Origin of the sequence: Streptomyces sp. NPDC059832, from assembly GCF_042731715.1 — a bacterium.
Taxonomy (GTDB): Bacteria; Actinomycetota; Actinomycetes; order Streptomycetales; family Streptomycetaceae; genus Streptomyces.
The window spans coordinates 606,835-625,030 of sequence record NZ_JBHWIY010000002.1; the positions used below are offsets into that span (position 1 = coordinate 606,835).

Below are 18,196 nucleotides of genomic sequence, written 5' to 3' on the forward strand. Positions count from 1 at the left end.
AGCGGGGGGGGGCTCCGGGGGGAGGGCTTCCTTCCCCCCCCCCGCCTGGAAGTTGGGGCCCCAGCCTCCTTTTTCCCCCCGCCCCCACGCCCTTGTCCGCGCCCCGTCGCCGCCCGCGCTCACGCCACCCCGCGCGCGGCAGCCGCAGACTGAGCAGCGTCGTCAGCGTCACCGCGGCCAGCTGCACCAGCAGCGTCACGACCAGCGCGTCCCCGCCGACGAGGAGACCAGAGAGCGCCTCCGGCGTCTTCAGGCCCTGGAGCTCGCCGAGGCCTGATCCCCGGCCGGGGCGCCCGTCGGCTTCTCCAGCCGCTGCGCGGTCCGGCGTGCGGTCTCCCGCGCCCAGCGCCCGCTCGTCAGCGCCCCCACCAGCAGGACGCACAGCCCGCATCCGCTGAGGATCCACCAGGCGGGCTTGCTCGCGTCCACGAAGGCCACCGCGTACCCGGCGCCACGCGGCGACCCGGTCCCGGCCACGCCCGCCGCCAGTACCGCACCGATCACGGCGACCCCGAGCGTCCCGCCGATCTGCCGGCTGGTCGAGGCCACCGCGGCCGCCACCCCGGCCTGCGAGCGCGGCATCCCGGAGACGGCCGTGTTGGTGATCGGCGCGTTCACCATGCCGAAGCCGAGGCCGAACAGCACATAGCCGGTGAACAGCAGGAAATTGTCCGTCTCCGCGTCGGACACGGCGAACAGCAGCCCGCACGCCGTCATGGCCACGCCCGCCACGAGCAGCGACAGCCGTGGCCCCCGGCTGCCGACGAGCCGCCCGGACAGCGGTGCGCAGACAAAGGTCAGGGCCGCCATCGGCAGCATGTACAGACCGGCGTGCAGCGCGCTCAGCCCGCGCACGTTCTGCAGATACAGGGTGTTGAGGAAGAGGAACCCGCTCAGCGCGGCGAAGGCGCAGACCGCGATGACGGTGGCGCCGCTGAACGGGGCGCTGTGGAAGAACCGCAGATCGATGAGGGGTTCGGCACGCCGGGGCTCGTACAGCAGCAGCCCGACGAGGGAGCACACGGCGAGCACGGTGAACACCAGGATCCGCGGCGAGGTCCAGCCCGACGAGGGCGCCTCGATGATCGCGTACGTCAGCGAACCGAGCAGCCCGATCACCAGCAGCTGCCCCACCGGGTCGGGGCGGCGCGGCTTCGGGGCGCGGGACTCGGGGACGTACCGCCAGGTGAGCAGGAGCGCGGCGATGCCGACCGGCAGATTGATCCAGAAGATCGACCGCCAGCCGACCGAGTCCACCAGCAGACCGCCGATCACCGGGCCCGCCGCCATGGAGATGCCGACGACACCGCCCCACACCCCGATGGCGCGGGCCCGCTCGCGCGGGTCGGTGAAGGTGTTGGTGATGATCGACATCGCGACGGGGTTGAGCATCGAACCGCCCACCGCCTGCACCATCCGGAACGCCACCAGCGACTCCAGGTTCGGCGCCACGGAGCAGAGCAGCGAACCGAGGGTGAAGAGGACGAGCCCGATCTTGAAGACCTTCCGGCGCCCGATCCGGTCGGCGGTGGAGCCCGCGAGCATCAGCAGCGAGGCCAGGACGAGGGTGTAGGCGTCGATCGTCCACTGCATGCCGGCGACGGTGGCGTGCAGTTCCTTCTGCATGGACGGCAGGGCGACGTTGAGCACGGTGTTGTCGAGGCTGACGATCAGCAGACTCATGCAGCAGATCGCCAGCACCAACTGCCGTCGGCGGTGACTGAGCTCGGGCATACATGGATAGTACGGTTAACTAATGAACTCCGCTGCCGGAGAGCCCGGCCGCGTACGCGACAATGGAGCAATGACCACGCTCGCCCCCTCGCTCCCACTGCTCCGGATCGGCCCGCACACGGTGCAGCCGCCGGTGGTGCTCGCCCCCATGGCCGGCATCACCAACGCCCCCTTCCGCACCCTGTGCCGGGAGTTCTCCGGCGGCAAGGGGCTGTTCGTCAGCGAGATGATCACCACGCGGGCGCTGGTCGAGCGCAACGAGAAGACCATGCAGCTGATCCACTTCGACGCGAGCGAGACCCCGCGCTCGATCCAGCTGTACGGGGTGGACCCGGTCACCGTCGGCAAGGCCGTCCGCATGATCGTCGACGAGGACCTCGCCGACCACATCGACCTGAACTTCGGCTGCCCGGTCCCCAAGGTGACCCGCAAGGGCGGCGGCTCGGCGCTCCCGTACAAGCGGCCTCTGCTGCGCGCGATCCTCAACCAGGCGGTCTCCCACGCGGGTGATCTGCCGGTCACCATCAAGATGCGCAAGGGCATCGACGACGACCACATGACCTACCTGGACGCCGGCCGGATCGCGGTCGAGGAGGGGGTCACGGCCGTCGCCCTGCACGGCAGGACGGCCGCCCAGCACTACGGCGGCACCGCCGACTGGGACGCCATCGCCCGGCTCAAGGAGCACGTCCCGGAGATTCCCGTGCTCGGCAACGGCGACATCTGGTGCGCGGACGACGCCCGCCGGATGATGCGCGAGACCGGCTGCGACGGCGTGGTCGTGGGCCGCGGCTGCCTGGGCCGCCCCTGGCTCTTCGGTGATCTGGTGAGCGCGTTCGAGGGCACGGAGACGCGGCAGGCGCCGGAGCTCCGGAAGGTCGCCGAAGTGATGCTGCGGCACGCGACGCTGCTGGGGGAGTGGATCGGCGACGAGACGCGCGGCGTGATCGACTTCCGCAAGCATGTCGCCTGGTACCTCAAGGGCTTCTCGGTCGGCTCGGAGATGCGCAAGAGGCTCGCGATCACCTCGTCGCTGGCGGAGCTGGGCGGGCAGTTGCAGGAGCTGGACCTGGACCAGCCGTGGCCGGACGGCGCGGACGGGCCGCGCGGGCGTACCTCGGGCAACAACCGCGTCGTGCTGCCGGACGGCTGGCTGAAGGACCCGTACGACTGCGCGGGCGTGAGCCCGGACGCGGAGCTGGACACCTCGGGCGGCTGAGAGCCGGTCTGCCGGGGCGGCACCGGGCCTTTCCCCGGCCGGGCCCCGGCCTCGGCCCGTCCAGGCTCTCCCCGGCCCCGGCCCCGGCCCCCGGTCCCGGCCATTCCAGGCTCTCCCCCGGCCCTTCCAGGCACGTGGCGCCACAGGCACCGCGTGCCTCTTCTTTTGCCTCGCTCATCTGAGCGTCATATTCGGCCGGATTCGGCGGTAGTCCGGCCGGTGGGCGACTCGAACGGGCCGACAACAGGCGTCGCACCGCGATTCTGTTCACCCTCGGGCCACTTCGGTGATCGCCGTGTGACGCGCAGTTGCCGATCGGGCGTCCGGATGGTGACATCTGAGCGTCGGTCGTAGAGTGATTCTCGCCACCCTGAGAGTTGGTGTGCTCAGATGAGCGCAATTTCGAGGACTTGACTTCTCAAATGATGGCACTCCGTGCCAGGGGCCTCCACTTTGATCGATCGACGCTTCCGCTGCGTTGCGTGATCGAACTGCTGGATGTTCGTGGCTCCGAGTGGTGATTCATTCAAGAAGTGAAGACATGGCTCCGGTCGGGCGACAGGTCACGTCACTTTCGATCTGCTGGCGGACGGGTGGTTGAGGCCTCATGACGCGCAAGTGGACGTACCCAGACACCTTCGATCTGGGTATGTTCCTCGCCGTCAGGGCAGCCACCGCGTCCTCGAGGAGTCGAGACCCGTGTCGGAAAACAAAGATCCCCACGTAACCACCCCGGAATCCCGGGAGCCCCAGGGCGAGAAGTTCGTCTATGACTTCACCGAGGGCAACAAGGATCTGAAGGACCTCCTCGGCGGCAAGGGTGCGAACCTCGCCGAGATGACCAACCTCGGGCTCCCCGTCCCTCCGGGATTCACCATCACCACCGAGGCGTGCAAGGTCTACCTCGAAAGCGGCGAGGAGCCGGCCGCACTGCGTGCCGAGGTCAGCGCGCACCTCGACGCCCTCGAAGCGCGGATGGGCAAGAGGCTCGGCCAGGCCGACGACCCGCTGCTGGTCTCGGTCCGCTCCGGTGCCAAGTTCTCGATGCCCGGCATGATGGACACGGTCCTCAACATCGGCCTCTCTGACGAGTCCGTGGTCGGTCTCACCGCCCAGGCCGGCGACGAGCGGTTCGCGTGGGACTCCTACCGCCGTCTCATCCAGATGTTCGGCAAGACCGTCCTCGGTGTCGACGGCGACCTCTTCGAGGAGGCGCTGGAGGCGGCGAAGGAGGCCAAGGGCGTCACCGTCGACGTCGACCTCGACGCGGCCGACCTGAAGAAGCTGGTCGAGCAGTTCAAGAAGATCGTCGCGCGGGACGCCGGACGCGACTTCCCGCAGGACCCGCGCGAGCAGATGGACCTGGCCATAAAGGCCGTCTTCGACTCGTGGAACACCGACCGGGCCAAGCTCTACCGCCGCCAGGAGCGCATCCCGGGCGACCTCGGCACGGCCGTCAACGTCTGCTCGATGGTCTTCGGCAACCTCGGGCCCGACTCCGGTACGGGTGTCGCCTTCACCCGCGACCCGGCCAGCGGTCACCAGGGCGTGTACGGCGACTACCTGCAGAACGCGCAGGGCGAGGACGTCGTCGCCGGTATCCGCAACACCGTGCCGCTCGCCGAGCTGGAGTCGATCGACAAGAAGTCGTACGACCAGCTGATGCAGATCATGAAAACCCTCGAAACGCACTACAAGGACCTGTGCGACATCGAGTTCACCATCGAGCGCGGCCAGCTGTGGATGCTCCAGACCCGGGTCGGCAAGCGCACCGCCGGTGCCGCCTTCCGGATCGCGACCCAGCTCGTCGACCAGGGCCTGATCGACGAGGCCGAGGCGCTCCAGCGGGTCAACGGCGCGCAGCTCGCGCAGCTGATGTTCCCGCGCTTCGACGACGAGGCGAAGACCGAGCTGCTCGGCCGGGGCATCGCCGCGTCCCCGGGTGCCGCGGTCGGCAAGGCCGTCTTCGACTCGTACACCGCGGTCAAGTGGTCCCGGTCCGGCGAGAAGGTCATCCTGATCCGCCGCGAGACCAACCCCGACGACCTCGACGGCATGATCGCGGCCGAGGGCATCCTGACCTCGCGCGGCGGCAAGACCTCGCACGCCGCCGTCGTCGCCCGCGGCATGGGCAAGACCTGTGTCTGCGGCGCCGAGGACCTGGAGGTCGACACCAAGCGCCGCCGGATGACGGTGGGCGGCCGGGTGATCGAGGAGGGCGACGTCGTCTCCATCGACGGCTCCACCGGCAAGGTGTACCTCGGTGAGGTCCCCGTCGTACCGTCCCCGGTCGTCGAGTACTTCGAGGGCCGGATGCACGCCGGCGCCGACGACGCCGACGAGCTGGTCGCCGCCGTGCACCGGATCATGGCGTACGCGGACCGGGTGCGCCGGCTGCGGGTGCGGGCCAACGCCGACAACGCCGAGGACGCGCTGCGGGCCCGCCGCTTCGGTGCCCAGGGCATCGGCCTGTGCCGCACCGAGCACATGTTCCTCGGCGAACGCCGCGAGATGGTCGAGAAGCTGATCCTCGCGGACACCGACGCCGAGCGCGAGACCGCGCTGGAGGAGCTGCTTCCGCTCCAGAAGGCCGACTTCATCGAGCTGTTCGAGGCAATGGACGGACTGCCCGTCACCGTACGGCTGCTCGACCCGCCGCTGCACGAGTTCCTGCCCGACATCACCGAGCTCTCGGTGCGGGTCGCGCTCGCCGAGTCCCGCAAGGACGCCAACGAGAACGACCTGCGTCTGCTCCAGGCCGTGCACAAGCTGCACGAGCAGAACCCGATGCTCGGTCTGCGCGGGGTGCGTCTCGGGCTCGTCATCCCCGGCCTGTTCGCCATGCAGGTACGGGCCATCGCCGAGGCCGCGGCCGAGCGCAAGAACGCCAAGGGCGACCCGCGCGCCGAGATCATGATTCCGCTCGTCGGCACGGTCCAGGAGCTGGAGATCGTCCGCGAGGAGGCCGACCAGGTCATCGCCGAGGTCGAGGCCGCCACCGGTACCCGGCTGAAGCTCACCATCGGCACGATGATCGAGCTGCCGCGCGCCGCGCTGACCGCGGGCCAGATCGCCGAGGCCGCGCAGTTCTTCTCCTTCGGTACGAACGACCTGACCCAGACGGTGTGGGGCTTCTCCCGTGACGACGTGGAGGCCTCGTTCTTCACCGCGTACCTGGAGAAGGGCATCTTCGGGGTGTCGCCGTTCGAGACGATCGACAAGGACGGCGTCGGCTCGCTGGTCCGCAGCGCCGTCGCGGCCGGCCGGGCCACCCGTCCGGACCTGAAGCTCGGCATCTGCGGCGAGCACGGCGGAGACCCGGAGTCGGTGCACTTCTTCCACGAGGTGGGTCTGGACTACGTGTCCTGCTCCCCGTTCCGCATCCCCGTCGCCCGTCTCGAAGCGGGCCGGGCGGCGGCGGGTTCGGCCGGCAGCGACAGCCGCTGACCCGGCGCCGGACCATCTGACCCTTTGCCCCGGAGCCGCCGCCGGCCCATCACGACCCTCAATGGCTCGGCGGCAACTCCGGAACACCCGGAGACGGCGGCACCCTGTGCGGGGGTGCCGCCGTCTCGTTTTGTTCTGGGGAAAATCGTTGTTCGACGTTGTTCCTTTTCTTCACCCATGAGACAGAGTTCGTTCAATAAGCAAAGAAATAGGCCGGGAACGGACCGGGATGCGGTCCATGGATCCCCATCCATGGACCGCACCCGGGTTACCCCCGTCGGGTACGGTGCCGCACCGGCGCCCACCGCCGCCGGGTGAGCGAAACCCCCCACGGCCTTCACTCGCCCTTCCGGTGGTGCCGGATTCGTGCCCGACGCCGTACAGCTTTTCGGGTGATGGCGGGTCGGTGCGAGGCGTTTCACCTCTGGCCGAAACCCCGTGGTGACGTGCTGTTACGGATCACCTACCCTGGGGTGGGGGTAGTTGCAGGTGCAACAGGTGGGGGACCGGTGCTGCGTATCCATATGTCCGGAGCGGACCTTTCCAGAGTGCGGATGGCCACCCGGCCGGACGCGCTGTGGGAAACCGCTCTGAGTTTCCATCGGCTGAGGGACCGGCGCGGTTCCGCGGTGTTCGGGAAATGGCGTACGGAAACCCGGCGTCGGTTGAATGGTGAAGTACGCCTGTTGTCCGCGGTGATACCACCGCGCGGCTATTTCCCGGATTTTCTGACGCCTTCTCAGGAAAGCGGCGAACCGTACGGCATCGACGCGGGAATGGCGGCATTACGCGGCACCCCGCCCGGCCGGGTCCTCGCCGAACTCGCCCTGCTCGGCGCCGAGCGCCGCGACGCGGTCCGCGCCCCGGACAACCGCGCCGAACCGCTCGGCCGGCTCGTCGACGTCCTGCGCGGCTACCACCGCGCCGCCATCGAGCCGTACTGGCCGCACATCCGGGCCAGCGTCGAGGCCGACCGTGCCGTACGCGGCCGCGCCCTCCTGGACGGCGGCGCGCACGAACTGCTCGCCTCCCTCCCGCCGATGATCCGCTGGCGGCCTCCCGTGCTGGAGGCGGACTACCCCGTCGACCGCGAGGTCCGTCTGGACGGGCGGGGGCTGCTGCTCCAGCCGTCCTTCTTCTGCCGCGTCACCCCGGTCGTCTACCGCGACCCGCGGCTCCCGCCGGTCCTCGTCTACCCGGTCACCCACTCCCGCGCCCCGGTCTTCGCCGAACCGGGCCCCTGGCTCGGCCGGCTCCTCGGCAACACCCGCTCGACGGTCCTGAGCGCCATAGGAAACGGCTGCACGACCAGCGAGCTCGCTCTCCGGGCCGGAGTGTCCCTCGCCTCGGCGAGCCAGCACGCCTGTGTGCTGCGCGAGGCGGGCCTGATCCACACCCTGCGGCACGGCGGCTCGGTCCTGCACACGCTGACGCCCCTGGGCGGATCGCTGCTCCGGGGCGGCGCACCGCTCGCCATGTCCTGAGGCGGGAGGCACCCGGCGGCGGGCGGGGCGTCGGCGCGGCATGCGGGCGGGGCTCCGGGGCGGCAGAATTTTCTTCGCGGGCAGCGATGAGTTCCGGGAAGCCCCGCCGTCTACCAGTCGTACACGTTCGAACAACAGAGAGAGCGAAGCGACCATGCCTCAGATGATCTTCGTCAACCTGCCGGTCAAGGACCTCGAAGCGACCAAGGCCTTCTTCGGCAAGCTGGGTTTCTCGTGCAACCCGCAGTTCACCGACGAGAACACCGCGTGTCTCGTCATCAGCGACACCATCTTCGCGATGCTCCTCACCGAGCCGCGCTTCAAGGAGTTCACCAAGAAGGAGATCGCCGACTCCTCGAAGTCCACCGAGGTCATCCTCGCCCTGAGCGCCGAGAGCAGGGAGAGGGTGGACGAGCTGGTCGACACCGCCCTCGCCTCCGGCGGATCCCCCGCCAACGAGACGATGGACTACGGCCACATGTACGGCCGTTCCTTCCAGGACCCGAACAACCACATCTGGGAGGTCGTGTGGATGGACCCGGCCGCCGTCCAGAGCTAGGACATCTCGTTCGGCTCAGGCGGCGAGGTCCGGATACGTCACCCCCGTGAGCTGCTCGGACGCCACCCAGAGCCGCTCGCTCGTCACGTCGTCGCGCGTCCAGCCCGCCCGCCAGGAGGGGGCGGGCGCGCCGCGCCAGCCCAGCAGTCCCGGCCCGGTGAACGAGTCGGGGCGCACGCCGGGCGCGGTGGCCGCGTACAGCGTGGGCAGCGCACCGGCCGAAGCGGGCTGGGCGATGATCCGGTTGCCGAGCTCGAAGACCCGCTCCACCGTCCTGCGGTTCTCCATCCGGGCGGCGGCGGACTGCAGATTGGTGGCCGCGTATCCCGGGTGCGCGGCGGCGGCCACCAGCCGGGAGCCGGCCTTCGTGAGCCGTCGCGCCAGCTCGTGGACGAAGAGCAGATTGGCGGTCTTCGAGCGGCCGTAGGCGATCCAGCGGCGGTAGTTCCGCTCGCCGTTGAGATCTCCCATGTCGATGTCGGACAGCGCGTGCATCCCGCTGGAGACGGTCACCACACGGGCGCCGGGGGTGTCCAGGAGCCTGGGGAGCAGCAGCCCGGTCAGGGCGAAGTGCCCGAGGTGATTGATGCCGAACTGCCGCTCGAAGCCGTCGGCCGTCGTCCCGTACGGGAGGGCCATCACGCCCGCGTTGTTGATCAGCAGATCGAGCCGGTCGGGTGCGTGCGCCGCGGCGAACGCGCGCACCGAGCCCAGATCGGCCAGATCGAGCGGTACGAACGCCACGTCCGCGCCGGTCACGGCCTTCCGGATGCGGGACTCGGCCTCCCCGCCGCGCGTCTCGTCACGGCAGGCGAGCAGGACCCGCGCCCCGCGCCGGGCCAGCTCCCGGGCGGTGTTGAGGCCGATGCCGCTGTTGGCTCCGGTGACCACGGCCGTACGGCCGCTCTGGTCCGGGATGTCGTTCGCGTTCCAGCCGTGGCTCATGGGCCCAGCGTACGGCCGCTCGGGAAGCTCAGGTTTGGCTCAATCGAATGGACGGGGCACGGATCGTGTCCTTAGGGTCGCGATCATGCCCGACATAACCTTTACCGCCCTGGTCGTCCTCTGCCTCGCCGCAGCCGCCGCGGGCTGGATCGACGCGGTGGTCGGGGGTGGCGGGCTGCTTCTGCTGCCCGCGCTGCTCCTGGGGCTGCCGCACGTCCCGGCCGCTCAGGTACTGGGCACCAACAAGGCGGTCGCGATCGTCGGTACGTCGGGCGCCGCCGTGACGTACGTACGCAAGGCACCGGTGAAGGTCGGGACCGCGCTGCGGATCGGGCTCGCGGCGCTGGCCGGGTCGATGGCGGGCGCGTTCTTCGCCGCCGGGATCAGCAGCGAGGTGCTCCGGCCGGTGATCATGGTGGTGCTGCTGGCCGTCGCGGCGTTCGTGATGCTGCGGCCCTCGTTCGGCCGGGACACGGACGACGGTGCGCGGCAGCGGGTCACCCGGGCCCGTACCGTCACCGCGATCGTGCTGGTCGGCGGCGGCATCGGCTTCTACGACGGGCTGTTCGGCCCCGGCACGGGGACGTTCCTGGTGCTGGCGCTGACCGCGGTGCTCCACCTCGACCTGGTGACGGCGTCCGCCACCGCCAAGATCGTCAACGTCTGCACCAACGGCGGCGCGCTGGCGATGTTCGCCTACCAGGGCAGTGTGCTGTGGCAACTGGCCGCGCTGATGGCGGTGTTCAACCTGGCGGGCGGGCTCCTCGGGGCACGGATGGCGCTCAGGAAGGGCAGCGAGTTCGTCCGTGGCGTGCTGCTGGTCGTGGTGTTCTCGCTGGTCGCGAAGCTGGCCTTCGACCAGTGGACGGCCTGAGCTGCGGACGCCCGGTGGCCGGGCTCACCGGACGGCGGTCAGGTGCGCGTACGCCACCACATTGCCCTCGTATCCCGTCTCCTTCGAGAAGCCGCCGCCGCAGGTGATCAGCCGCAGCGAGGCGAAGGACGAGGCGCCGTACACCCGCTTGTCCGGGAAGTCGTCGTTCTTGTAGACCTCGATCGCGTCGAGGGAGAAGACGGCGGTGCGGCCGTCCTGGCGGACCACCTCGACCGTGCTGCCCTTCTGCAGGGCGCCCAGGTCGTAGAAGACCGACCGCCCCTGCGCGTTGTCCACATGACCGGCGACGATCGCGCTGCCCCTGGAGCCCGGGGGAGTGCCGTCCCGGTACCAGCCGACGATGTTGCGGTTCCCGGCCGGCGGCACGTCGAGACTGCCGTCGGACCCGAGCCCGAGACGCATCATCGGCGCGTCCACCCGGATGCTCGGGATGCGGATGCGTACGGGGGCCGAGGGCTTCAGCGGATCGGCGACCGGGGAACCCGGCTGCGGCACCGGACCGCCGGCGAAGGCCTGGGCGGCGGTCGGCCGGGGCGGGACCAGCTGGGTGTCGGCTCCGTGCCGGATCAGCCAGATGCCTGCCAGCGTTGCGATGACCAGCAGCCAGCCCTTGGCCTTCTCGGACACGGTCGTCCTCCCGGTGACGGAATGGGAACGGTCCCGTCCCGGTGGCGCGCGGCCACCGGGACGGAGACCAGGCGGTACGGAGACGTGAACCCGTCTCCGTCAGCCGGCTTCCTGCGTGCCGCTCGCCCGGCGACGCAGGAGCCAGGCTCCGCCGACGGCGGCCGCGGCGAGAACGCCGGCGCCCGCCGCGATCTGGGTGGTGTCGGGCCGGACGCTGCCGCCGACTCCGGTTTTGACGTGCCCGCTGGGGGCGTCACCGGGGCGGAGCCCGGAGGACGACGAGTCGTCGCGCCCCGACGAGGAGGTGTCGCGTCCGGAGGACGACGCGTCGTCGCGCTTGCCCGAACCCTCCTCCTCGGACGGGCTCCGGCTCTCACGCCCGCCCGAGCTGTCCTGCCCGGACGAGGACGAGTTGTCGTGCTCCGACGACGAGCTCTCGCCCCGGTCCGTGTCCTCGTCGCCGGACGGGTTGTCGCCCCCGCCCGGTTTGTCGACTCCGCCTGTGGAGTCGAGCAGCGAGGGCAGGTTGAGGCCGGAGAGGTTGTCGAGGCTGAACGGGTTGGCCGTGCCGGACCCGGTGCCGTCGCCCGAGCCTTCCTCGCCGTCGGCCCGTGTCCCGAGATCGCCGGTGGTCCGTGGCGCGGTCTCGGCCGCACTGCTCCGCAGTGCGCCGGTATCACCTGCGTACGCGGGCGGCCCGGCGGTGAGGAAGCCGAGCGTGGCTATGGTGACCGCGGATGCGGCGGTACCGGTCACTAGGCGGACAGGACGCATGGGGGGTTCCTCCGGCGATGGCGCGAGTAGGTGTGTCCTGACCCCGAGCTAACGGGCGGTCCGCCGCTCATGCCTGCTGACACCGAGTCAGCTTGCGCTCGAACGGACCGGCGCGCCCTCCTTGCCAAGGTGTATTCGTGCAGGTCGCGGCGGTGATCGAAGTGGCCGCGGCGGGTGCCGTGCCGCCCGGTGCCGATCGGGTGACGCCACCCCGGAAGAAAGTGGCGCACGTCACATGCATGACCTTGCGGGTCCCGGGCACACGTCTCACACCCCCCACGGGACGGTGCACGAGGCCGCCCCCGGCCGCCGCCCTCGCCGGGCCCATCCCCCCTGGACCCGGTGAGGGCGGATTCGTGCCGGAGGGGATCGGATCGCATACGCACGGTCACGATTTCCGGCCGATTGCTGCGGCAGCATTTCGGCCATGTGGCGAGAACGGCCAAACCCTGGTGTCGGCCACGGGTGTGGACCAAGCTGGCGCTCGCACATTCGTGCTCACGCTCCGTACTCAGAAAGCCCTCGCCGCAGATGCACACGCCTCCTACGTCCCGCACCCCCGAGGTGCATCTCCCACGTGCGGGGAGGAGGTACCGGACATGGTGCGCTATGTGATCCGCAAGGCGACCGGCTGGCTCCTGATGATCGTGGTCGCGACCAACGCCACGTACTTCCTGGCCAGTTGGTTCCTGGACCCCCGGTCGAACTTCAAGGAGCTCCGCCCGGTCCGCACCGAGGCCCAGATCGACCGGGCCCTCGCGCCGTACAACCTGAACCCGCAGGAGCCGCTGGTGCACCGGTGGTGGGACTGGTTCACCTCGGTGGTGTTCCACTTCGACTGGGGCAAGTCCCCCACCGGCGTCTCCGTCAACGGGGAGATCGGCTACCGGGCGCTCATCAGCGGGGAGTTGGTCATCATCGCGACCATCCTGTCCGTGGTCATCGGCGTCACGCTGGCCGTGTACACCGCGTCGCGGCAGTACGGCTGGGCCGACCGGATCTCGCAGGCCGTGTCCATCGCGGTGTTCAACATCCCGACGTCCGTCGCCGCGCTCGCCGTGGTCTTCGTCGCCATCTGGCTGAACCAGCACGCCGGGCTGCACTTCCTCTACGTGGCAGGGGAGAACTCACCCAACGTCGAGGGGCTGCTCCCGACGATCGGCGACCGCCTGCTGCATCTGATCCTGCCGACCCTGAGCCTGACGCTGATGGGCTACGTCGGCTATCACCTGACGCAGCGTTCGCTGCTGCTGGACACGATCAACGCGGACTTCGTACGCACCGCCCAGGCCACCGGGCTCACCCGGTCCAAGGCGATCCGCAGGCACGCCCTGCGCGCCGCGCTCATTCCGACGGCGACATCCGTGGCGTTCAGCATCCCGGCCATGTTCACCGGCGCCGTCATCACCGAAACGATCTTCGGCTGGAACGGCATGGGCCGCTACTTCATCCAGACCATCGGCAAGAACGACGTGCACGGCACGGTCGCGACGGCAGCCTTCGCCGCTGCCCTGACCGCGATCGGCGCGATCCTCGCGGATGTCGCCACCGTCTTCCTCGACCCCCGAGTGAGGGTGAACTGACGTGGCCACAGACGTGACAACCGGCGCCTCGTCCGGCGCGGCGGAGGACCCGGCGACGCGGCCGGCTCCCCCCGCGGGGAAGAAGGACGCGTCCCACCTCGGCCTCGGCCGGCTCTACCTGCGCCGCTTCCTGCGCAACCGCCTCGCCGTCGTCGGTGTGGTGATCTTCGTGCTGCTGGTGCTGTTCAGCGTGTTCGGCGGACTGTTCACTTCGTACGCGTACTCCGACGCCGACTTCGCCGCACTCACCCAGCCGCCGAGCGGCACCCACTGGTTCGGCACCAACCAGGGCGGGAACGACATCTACGCCTCCGCGGTGCACGGGCTCCGGCGCTCCCTGGCCATCGCCGTGAGCGTCTCCGTCCTGACCATCGTCGTCGCCGCGGTCATCGGCTCCAGCGCCGCGTACTTCGGCGGCCGGGTGGAGAAGGCGACACTCGCCGTCATCCACTTCCTGCTGGTCGTCCCCTCGTTCCTCATCCTCGCCCTGGTCTCCCACCGCCTCGCCGGCGACTGGCGGGTCCTCATCGTCGTGCTCACGGTGTTCGGCTGGATGTCCACCGCGCGGGTCATCTGGTCCGTCTCGACGTCACTGCGGGAACGGGACTACGTGACGGCGGCCGAGTTCATGGGCATCGGCGCACCGCGCATCATCCTGCGCCACATCATCCCCAACCTCGGCTCGCTGCTGATCGTCAATCTGACGCTCGGCGTCGTCGCGACCGTACTCAGCGAGACCGCCCTGTCCTTCCTCGGATTCGGCGTCCAGACCCCGGACGTCTCCCTCGGCACGATGCTCGCGGACGGCGCGAGCACCATCACGAGCGCCCCCTGGCTCTTCGCCTTCCCCGCGGGCCTGGTCGTCCTGCTCACCGTGTCGATGACCTTCGTCGGCGACGGGCTGCGCGACGCCCTCGACCCCACGTCCGTGACCGGTGCGGCAGGAGGCCGACGATGACTCCCACGACCCTGGCCGCATCCCCGGCACCCACCGACGCCACCCCCGTGCTCTCGGTGCGGGACCTGCGGATCACCTTCCCCTCCGAGGCCGGCCCCGTCGAGGCGGTGCGCGGCGTCGACTTCGACCTCCTGCCGGGCCGGACCCTCGGCATCGTCGGCGAGTCCGGCTCGGGCAAGTCGGCCACCGCGATGGCCGTGATGGGCCTGCTGCCGCCCTCCGCCGAAATGCGCGGCCAGGTGCTGCTCGGCGGACGTGATCTGATCGGCCTCGGGGACAAGGAGCTCTCCGCGGTACGGGGCAACTCCATCGGCATGGTCTTCCAGGACCCGCTGTCCGCGCTCACCCCGATCTTCTCCGTGGGCAGACTGCTCTCCGACGCCCTGCGCGTCCACCAGGACCTGACGAAGCGGGCGGCCTGGGAGCAGGCCGTCGAACTGCTCGATCTCGTCGGCATCCCCGACCCGCGGGGCCGGGCCAAGTCGTTCCCGCACGAGTTCTCCGGCGGAATGCGCCAGCGCGTCGTCATCGCGATGGCGATTGCCAACAAGCCCTCCGTGCTCGTCGCGGACGAGCCCACCACCGCCCTCGACGTCACCGTGCAGGCCCAGATCCTGGACGTCCTGCGGCTGGCGCAGAAGGAGACCGGAGCCGGGCTCGTCCTCATCACCCACGACCTCGGGGTCGTGGCCGGTCACGCCGACGACATCGCCGTGATGTACGCGGGCCGGTTCGTGGAGCGCGCGGAAGTCGACGAACTGTTCCGCCGGCCGACGATGCCGTACACCGCGAGGCTGCTCGCCGCCGTGCCCACCGTGGACAGCGGGGTCCACCGGCCGCTGGTCCCGATCGGCGGGGAACCGCCCGCCCTCGTGGACCTCCCGGGCGGCTGCCCCTTCGCGAGCCGCTGCGCCGTCGCCCAGGACGCGTGCCGGGCCGACGAGCCGGAGCTGCGCGAGATCACCGGGCACGGGCACGTCGCCTGCCTGCGCGCGGACGAGATCGCCGACGGAACCCTGGACCCCGCCGGGGACGTGGGGCCGGGCGACCTGCCGAGCGGGTCCGGGCACGCGGAGACCGGCGAGGTGGTGCTCCGGGTCGAGGACCTCGTCAAGACCTTCCCCGTCACCAAGGGCGCCCTCCTCAAGCGCCGGGTCGGCACGCTGCACGCCGTCAACCGGGTGAGCTTCGAGCTGCGCGCCGGGGAGACCCTGGGGCTGGTGGGCGAATCGGGCAGCGGCAAGACCACGACGCTGCTGGAGGTCCTCCGGCTGAAGCGGCCCGAGGGCGGGCGGATCGAGGTCGCCGGAACCGATGTCGGCACGGTCGAATCCACCGCCCGGGTCCGGGAGTTGCGGCAGGACGTACAGATCGTCATGCAGGATCCGCTGGGGGCCCTGAACCCGCGGCTGCCCGTCTTCCAGTTGCTCGCCGAACCCCTCCAGGCCATCGGGCGGGACCGCGAGTCGATCCGCTCCCGGGTCCACGAACTCCTGGCGCTGGTCGGCCTGGACGCCTCGGTCAGCGGCCGTTTCCCGGCCGCGCTCTCCGGCGGCCAGCGCCAGCGGGTCGGCATCGCCAGGGCCCTGGCGACCGAGCCGAGACTGCTCGCCCTCGACGAGCCGCTCTCGGCCCTGGACGTGTCGGTGCAGGCCGGGGTGATCAACCTGCTGGCCCGGCTCAAGCGCGAACTCGGTCTCGCCTACCTGGTGGTCGCCCACGACCTGGCCGTGGTCCGGTACATCTCCGACCGCATCGCGGTGATGTATCTCGGGCACATCGTCGAGACCGGGGACACGGAGACGATCTTCTCCGATCCCAGGCACCCCTACACCCGGGCGCTGCTGTCGGCGATCCCGGTGCCCGACCCGCAGCGGGAACGCGCCCGCGAACGTGTCGTGCTCCAGGGCGAGCAGCCGAGCGCCACCCGGCCGCCCGCGGGCTGCGTCTTCGTCGACCGCTGCCCCCGGTACCGCCAGGCCGACGAGGACGTGCGCCTGCGCTGTCGCACGGAGCGTCCCGAACCGACGGCGGTGGCCGGACGCCCAGGCCACCAGTACGCCTGTCACGCCGTCTGAGCCCGCTCACGGCACTCCGGGGCCACCGCGCCGCCCCGCCCGCACAGCTCGTCCCTACGTTCACCGAACCAGAAGGAGCCCTTCCGCCATGCGCGCAAGACTGGCCCTGCCCATCGCCCTCGTCGCCGCCGTCTCGGTCGCAGCCACCGCGTGCGACGCCTCCTCCGGGAAGGACGGGTCCGACGCGGCGGGCAAGGACACCCCCAAGGCCGCATCGGCCGCGGCCGACTACAACCCGGTGCCGTACGACCGGATCAAGGACGGCGGCACCTACACCACCGCCGGGACCTTCGACGACCAGGGCAACCCGTTCAACGTCAACGCCACCCTGACCGCGTCCCGGGTCTGGGCCTGGTACAACGCCGACGCGATCACGTACTCGCCCACCGGCGAGGTGCAGTACAACCCGGACTACTACAGCGACGTGAAGGTCTCCGTAGAGGGCGGCAAGCAGAAGGTCACGCTGACGATCAACGAGAAGGCCACCTTCAACGACGGCACCCCGATCGACTGGACCGCGATCGAGGCCACCTGGAAGACCAACAACGGTTCGAACAAGGCCTACGACACCTCCTCCACCGACGGCTACGACCAGATCTCCTCGGTCCACAAGGGCGAGAACGCCAAGCAGGCCGTCATCGAGTTCAAGGGTGTCAACGCCTCCTGGACGACCCTGTTCACCACTTTCCTGCACCCCAAGGCGGCCACCGTCGCCAACTTCAACAAGGCCTACGTCAAGAAGGCCCACCCGGAGTGGGGCGCGGGCCCGTACACCGTCGGCAAGTGGGACACCCACTCGGGCGGCATCACCTTCGTCCGCAACCCGAAGTGGTGGGGCAAGAAGGGCAAGCTCGACAAGCGCGTCTACGTCAACCTGGAGTCGACGGCCGCGGTCAACGCCTTCAAGAACGGCCAGCTCGACTACACCTCGGCCATCGACGCGGAGAGCCTCAAGCAGGTCAAGGGGCTCAAGGGGACGGAGATCCGCAGCGGCGGCAGCCCCTTCGAGTACTCGCTCTACTTCAACACGAAGTCGGCCAACCTCTCGGACACGGCCGTCCGCAAGGCCATCCAGGAGAGCATCGACCGCTCCCAGATCGCGAGGATCCAGTTCCAGGGGCTCGACTACAAGGAGCCGCTGCCCGGTTCGGCGGTGCTGTACAGCTTCCAGAAGGGCTACCAGGACAATGTCTCCGCCGTCCTGAAGTACTCACCGGACGAGGCGAAGAAGACGCTCGACGCGGCGGGCTGGAAGCCCGGCAGCGACGGCATCCGCGTCAAGGACGGCAAGAGGCTGGAGGTCGGCTACACGATCCTCGGCGACGAGCCGCTGGACAAGGCCATCGCCGGCGCCTTCACCGCGATGCTGAAGCCGGTCGGCGTCGAGGTCGTCACCAAGAAGGCCGACGCGGCGGACTTCTCGAAGATCCTCAGCGACCGCAGGTTCGACCTCTTCCTGTCCGGGAACCGCTCCATGGACCCGTTCGGTGCCCGCTACCTGTGCGACTTCTACTGCTCGGACCGTGACTCCAACATCACCGGCTCCGGTACGCCGGCCCTGAACAAGGAGATCCGCGCCACCGCCGACATAGCCGACCTCGACGAGCAGGTAGCGGCGGTCAACAAGGTCGAGCGGAAGGCGCTCCAGCAGTACGCCTTCCTGCCGCTGTTCAGCGGACCCTCGACGTACAGCGTGAAGAAGGGCCTCGCCAACGTCGGCGCCACCATCTTCTACAGCCCGCTCCCGGAGACGGTCGGCTGGGAGAAGTAGTCCACTCACGCCCGGGTCCCGGGGAGGGGGGGGGGGGGGGGGGGGAGGGAGGGGGGGGGGGGGCGGCGCATGGCCACCCAACCCACCCTAGCGTCACCCCCCACGCCGCCTCCTCCCTGCGG

General features: G+C 70.0%; 13 protein-coding genes. 9 read left to right on the forward strand and 4 right to left on the reverse strand.

What is annotated here, in order from left to right; translation table 11 throughout:
- Positions 1 to 249 precede the first annotated feature (249 nt).
- Positions 250 to 1,734 (reverse strand): MFS transporter, encoded by a 1,485-nt coding sequence (locus ACFV8T_RS05085; protein ID WP_385324653.1) that lies wholly within the window; start codon positions 1,732 to 1,734, stop codon positions 250 to 252.
- Positions 1,735 to 1,804: 70 nt separating this feature from the next.
- Here ACFV8T_RS05085 and dusB point away from each other — a divergent pair, with 70 nt between their 5' ends.
- The 4 genes from dusB to ACFV8T_RS05105 all read left to right on the forward strand — a co-directional run bounded on the left by dusB (position 1,805) and on the right by ACFV8T_RS05105 (position 8,443).
- Positions 1,805 to 2,953 (forward strand): tRNA dihydrouridine synthase DusB, encoded by a 1,149-nt coding sequence (gene dusB, locus ACFV8T_RS05090; RefSeq protein ID WP_385324656.1) that lies wholly within the window; start codon positions 1,805 to 1,807, stop codon positions 2,951 to 2,953.
- Positions 2,954 to 3,652: 699 nt separating this feature from the next.
- Entirely contained in the window at positions 3,653 to 6,400 is a 2,748-nt protein-coding gene (gene ppdK / locus ACFV8T_RS05095) for a pyruvate, phosphate dikinase (RefSeq protein WP_385324658.1), read from the forward strand.
- A 509-nt stretch (positions 6,401 to 6,909) separates the two neighbouring features.
- A complete protein-coding gene (locus ACFV8T_RS05100; RefSeq protein WP_385324661.1) occupies positions 6,910 to 7,884 on the forward strand; it encodes an ArsR/SmtB family transcription factor in 975 nt (324 codons plus the stop codon).
- Between the two features lie 154 nt (positions 7,885 to 8,038).
- Positions 8,039 to 8,443, forward strand: coding sequence for a VOC family protein (locus ACFV8T_RS05105; RefSeq protein ID WP_385324663.1), 405 nt, complete (start codon positions 8,039 to 8,041; stop codon positions 8,441 to 8,443).
- A gap of 15 nt (positions 8,444 to 8,458) precedes the next feature.
- Here ACFV8T_RS05105 and ACFV8T_RS05110 read toward each other — a convergent pair whose 3' ends face one another.
- Positions 8,459 to 9,388, reverse strand: a complete 930-nt coding sequence (locus ACFV8T_RS05110; RefSeq protein WP_385324665.1) for an oxidoreductase — start codon at positions 9,386 to 9,388, stop codon at positions 8,459 to 8,461.
- Between the two features lie 85 nt (positions 9,389 to 9,473).
- Here ACFV8T_RS05110 and ACFV8T_RS05115 point away from each other — a divergent pair, with 85 nt between their 5' ends.
- Positions 9,474 to 10,262, forward strand: a complete 789-nt coding sequence (locus tag ACFV8T_RS05115) for a sulfite exporter TauE/SafE family protein (RefSeq protein ID WP_385324668.1) — start codon at positions 9,474 to 9,476, stop codon at positions 10,260 to 10,262.
- A 24-nt stretch (positions 10,263 to 10,286) separates the two neighbouring features.
- Here the strand turns inward: ACFV8T_RS05115 and ACFV8T_RS05120 are convergent, their stop codons facing one another.
- Both ACFV8T_RS05120 and ACFV8T_RS05125 read right to left on the reverse strand, forming a co-directional pair.
- Positions 10,287 to 10,910, reverse strand: a complete 624-nt coding sequence (locus ACFV8T_RS05120; RefSeq protein WP_385324671.1) for a class F sortase — start codon at positions 10,908 to 10,910, stop codon at positions 10,287 to 10,289.
- 99 nt (positions 10,911 to 11,009) lie between these two features.
- Positions 11,010 to 11,684 (reverse strand): hypothetical protein, encoded by a 675-nt coding sequence (locus ACFV8T_RS05125; RefSeq protein WP_385324673.1) that lies wholly within the window; start codon positions 11,682 to 11,684, stop codon positions 11,010 to 11,012.
- Between the two features lie 599 nt (positions 11,685 to 12,283).
- Here ACFV8T_RS05125 and ACFV8T_RS05130 point away from each other — a divergent pair.
- The 4 genes from ACFV8T_RS05130 (at position 12,284) to ACFV8T_RS05145 (ending at position 18,074) form a co-directional block, all read left to right on the forward strand.
- Entirely contained in the window at positions 12,284 to 13,267 is a 984-nt protein-coding gene (locus tag ACFV8T_RS05130; protein ID WP_385324675.1) for an ABC transporter permease, read from the forward strand.
- Position 13,268: 1 nt separating this feature from the next.
- Positions 13,269 to 14,225 (forward strand): ABC transporter permease, encoded by a 957-nt coding sequence (locus ACFV8T_RS05135; protein WP_385324678.1) that lies wholly within the window; start codon positions 13,269 to 13,271, stop codon positions 14,223 to 14,225.
- Positions 14,222 to 16,303 carry a dipeptide ABC transporter ATP-binding protein gene (locus ACFV8T_RS05140; RefSeq protein WP_385324680.1) on the forward strand — a complete coding sequence of 694 codons (2,082 nt, stop codon included), beginning with the start codon at positions 14,222 to 14,224 and terminating at the stop codon, positions 16,301 to 16,303. Before ACFV8T_RS05135 ends, ACFV8T_RS05140 begins: the two co-directional genes overlap by 4 nt.
- Before the next feature lie 88 nt (positions 16,304 to 16,391).
- On the forward strand, positions 16,392 to 18,074 hold the full coding sequence (locus ACFV8T_RS05145) for an ABC transporter family substrate-binding protein (RefSeq protein WP_385324683.1): 1,683 nt from the start codon (positions 16,392 to 16,394) through the stop codon (positions 18,072 to 18,074).
- The last annotated feature ends 122 nt before the right edge of the window (positions 18,075 to 18,196 follow it).

Excerpts from the sequence above, each read along its gene's own strand:
- ACFV8T_RS05085 (WP_385324653.1), bottom strand. The coding sequence starts at position 1,734 with ATGCCCGAGCTCAGTCACCGCCGACGGCAGTTGGTGCTGGCGATCTGC.
- dusB (WP_385324656.1), top strand. The coding sequence starts at position 1,805 with ATGACCACGCTCGCCCCCTCGCTCCCACTGCTCCGGATCGGCCCGCAC.
- ACFV8T_RS05105 (WP_385324663.1), top strand. The coding sequence starts at position 8,039 with ATGCCTCAGATGATCTTCGTCAACCTGCCGGTCAAGGACCTCGAAGCG.
- ACFV8T_RS05110 (WP_385324665.1), bottom strand. The coding sequence starts at position 9,388 with ATGAGCCACGGCTGGAACGCGAACGACATCCCGGACCAGAGCGGCCGT.
- ACFV8T_RS05115 (WP_385324668.1), top strand. The coding sequence starts at position 9,474 with ATGCCCGACATAACCTTTACCGCCCTGGTCGTCCTCTGCCTCGCCGCA.
- ACFV8T_RS05125 (WP_385324673.1), bottom strand. The coding sequence starts at position 11,684 with ATGCGTCCTGTCCGCCTAGTGACCGGTACCGCCGCATCCGCGGTCACC.
- ACFV8T_RS05130 (WP_385324675.1), top strand. The coding sequence starts at position 12,284 with ATGGTGCGCTATGTGATCCGCAAGGCGACCGGCTGGCTCCTGATGATC.
- ACFV8T_RS05140 (WP_385324680.1), top strand. The coding sequence starts at position 14,222 with ATGACTCCCACGACCCTGGCCGCATCCCCGGCACCCACCGACGCCACC.
- ACFV8T_RS05145 (WP_385324683.1), top strand. The coding sequence starts at position 16,392 with ATGCGCGCAAGACTGGCCCTGCCCATCGCCCTCGTCGCCGCCGTCTCG.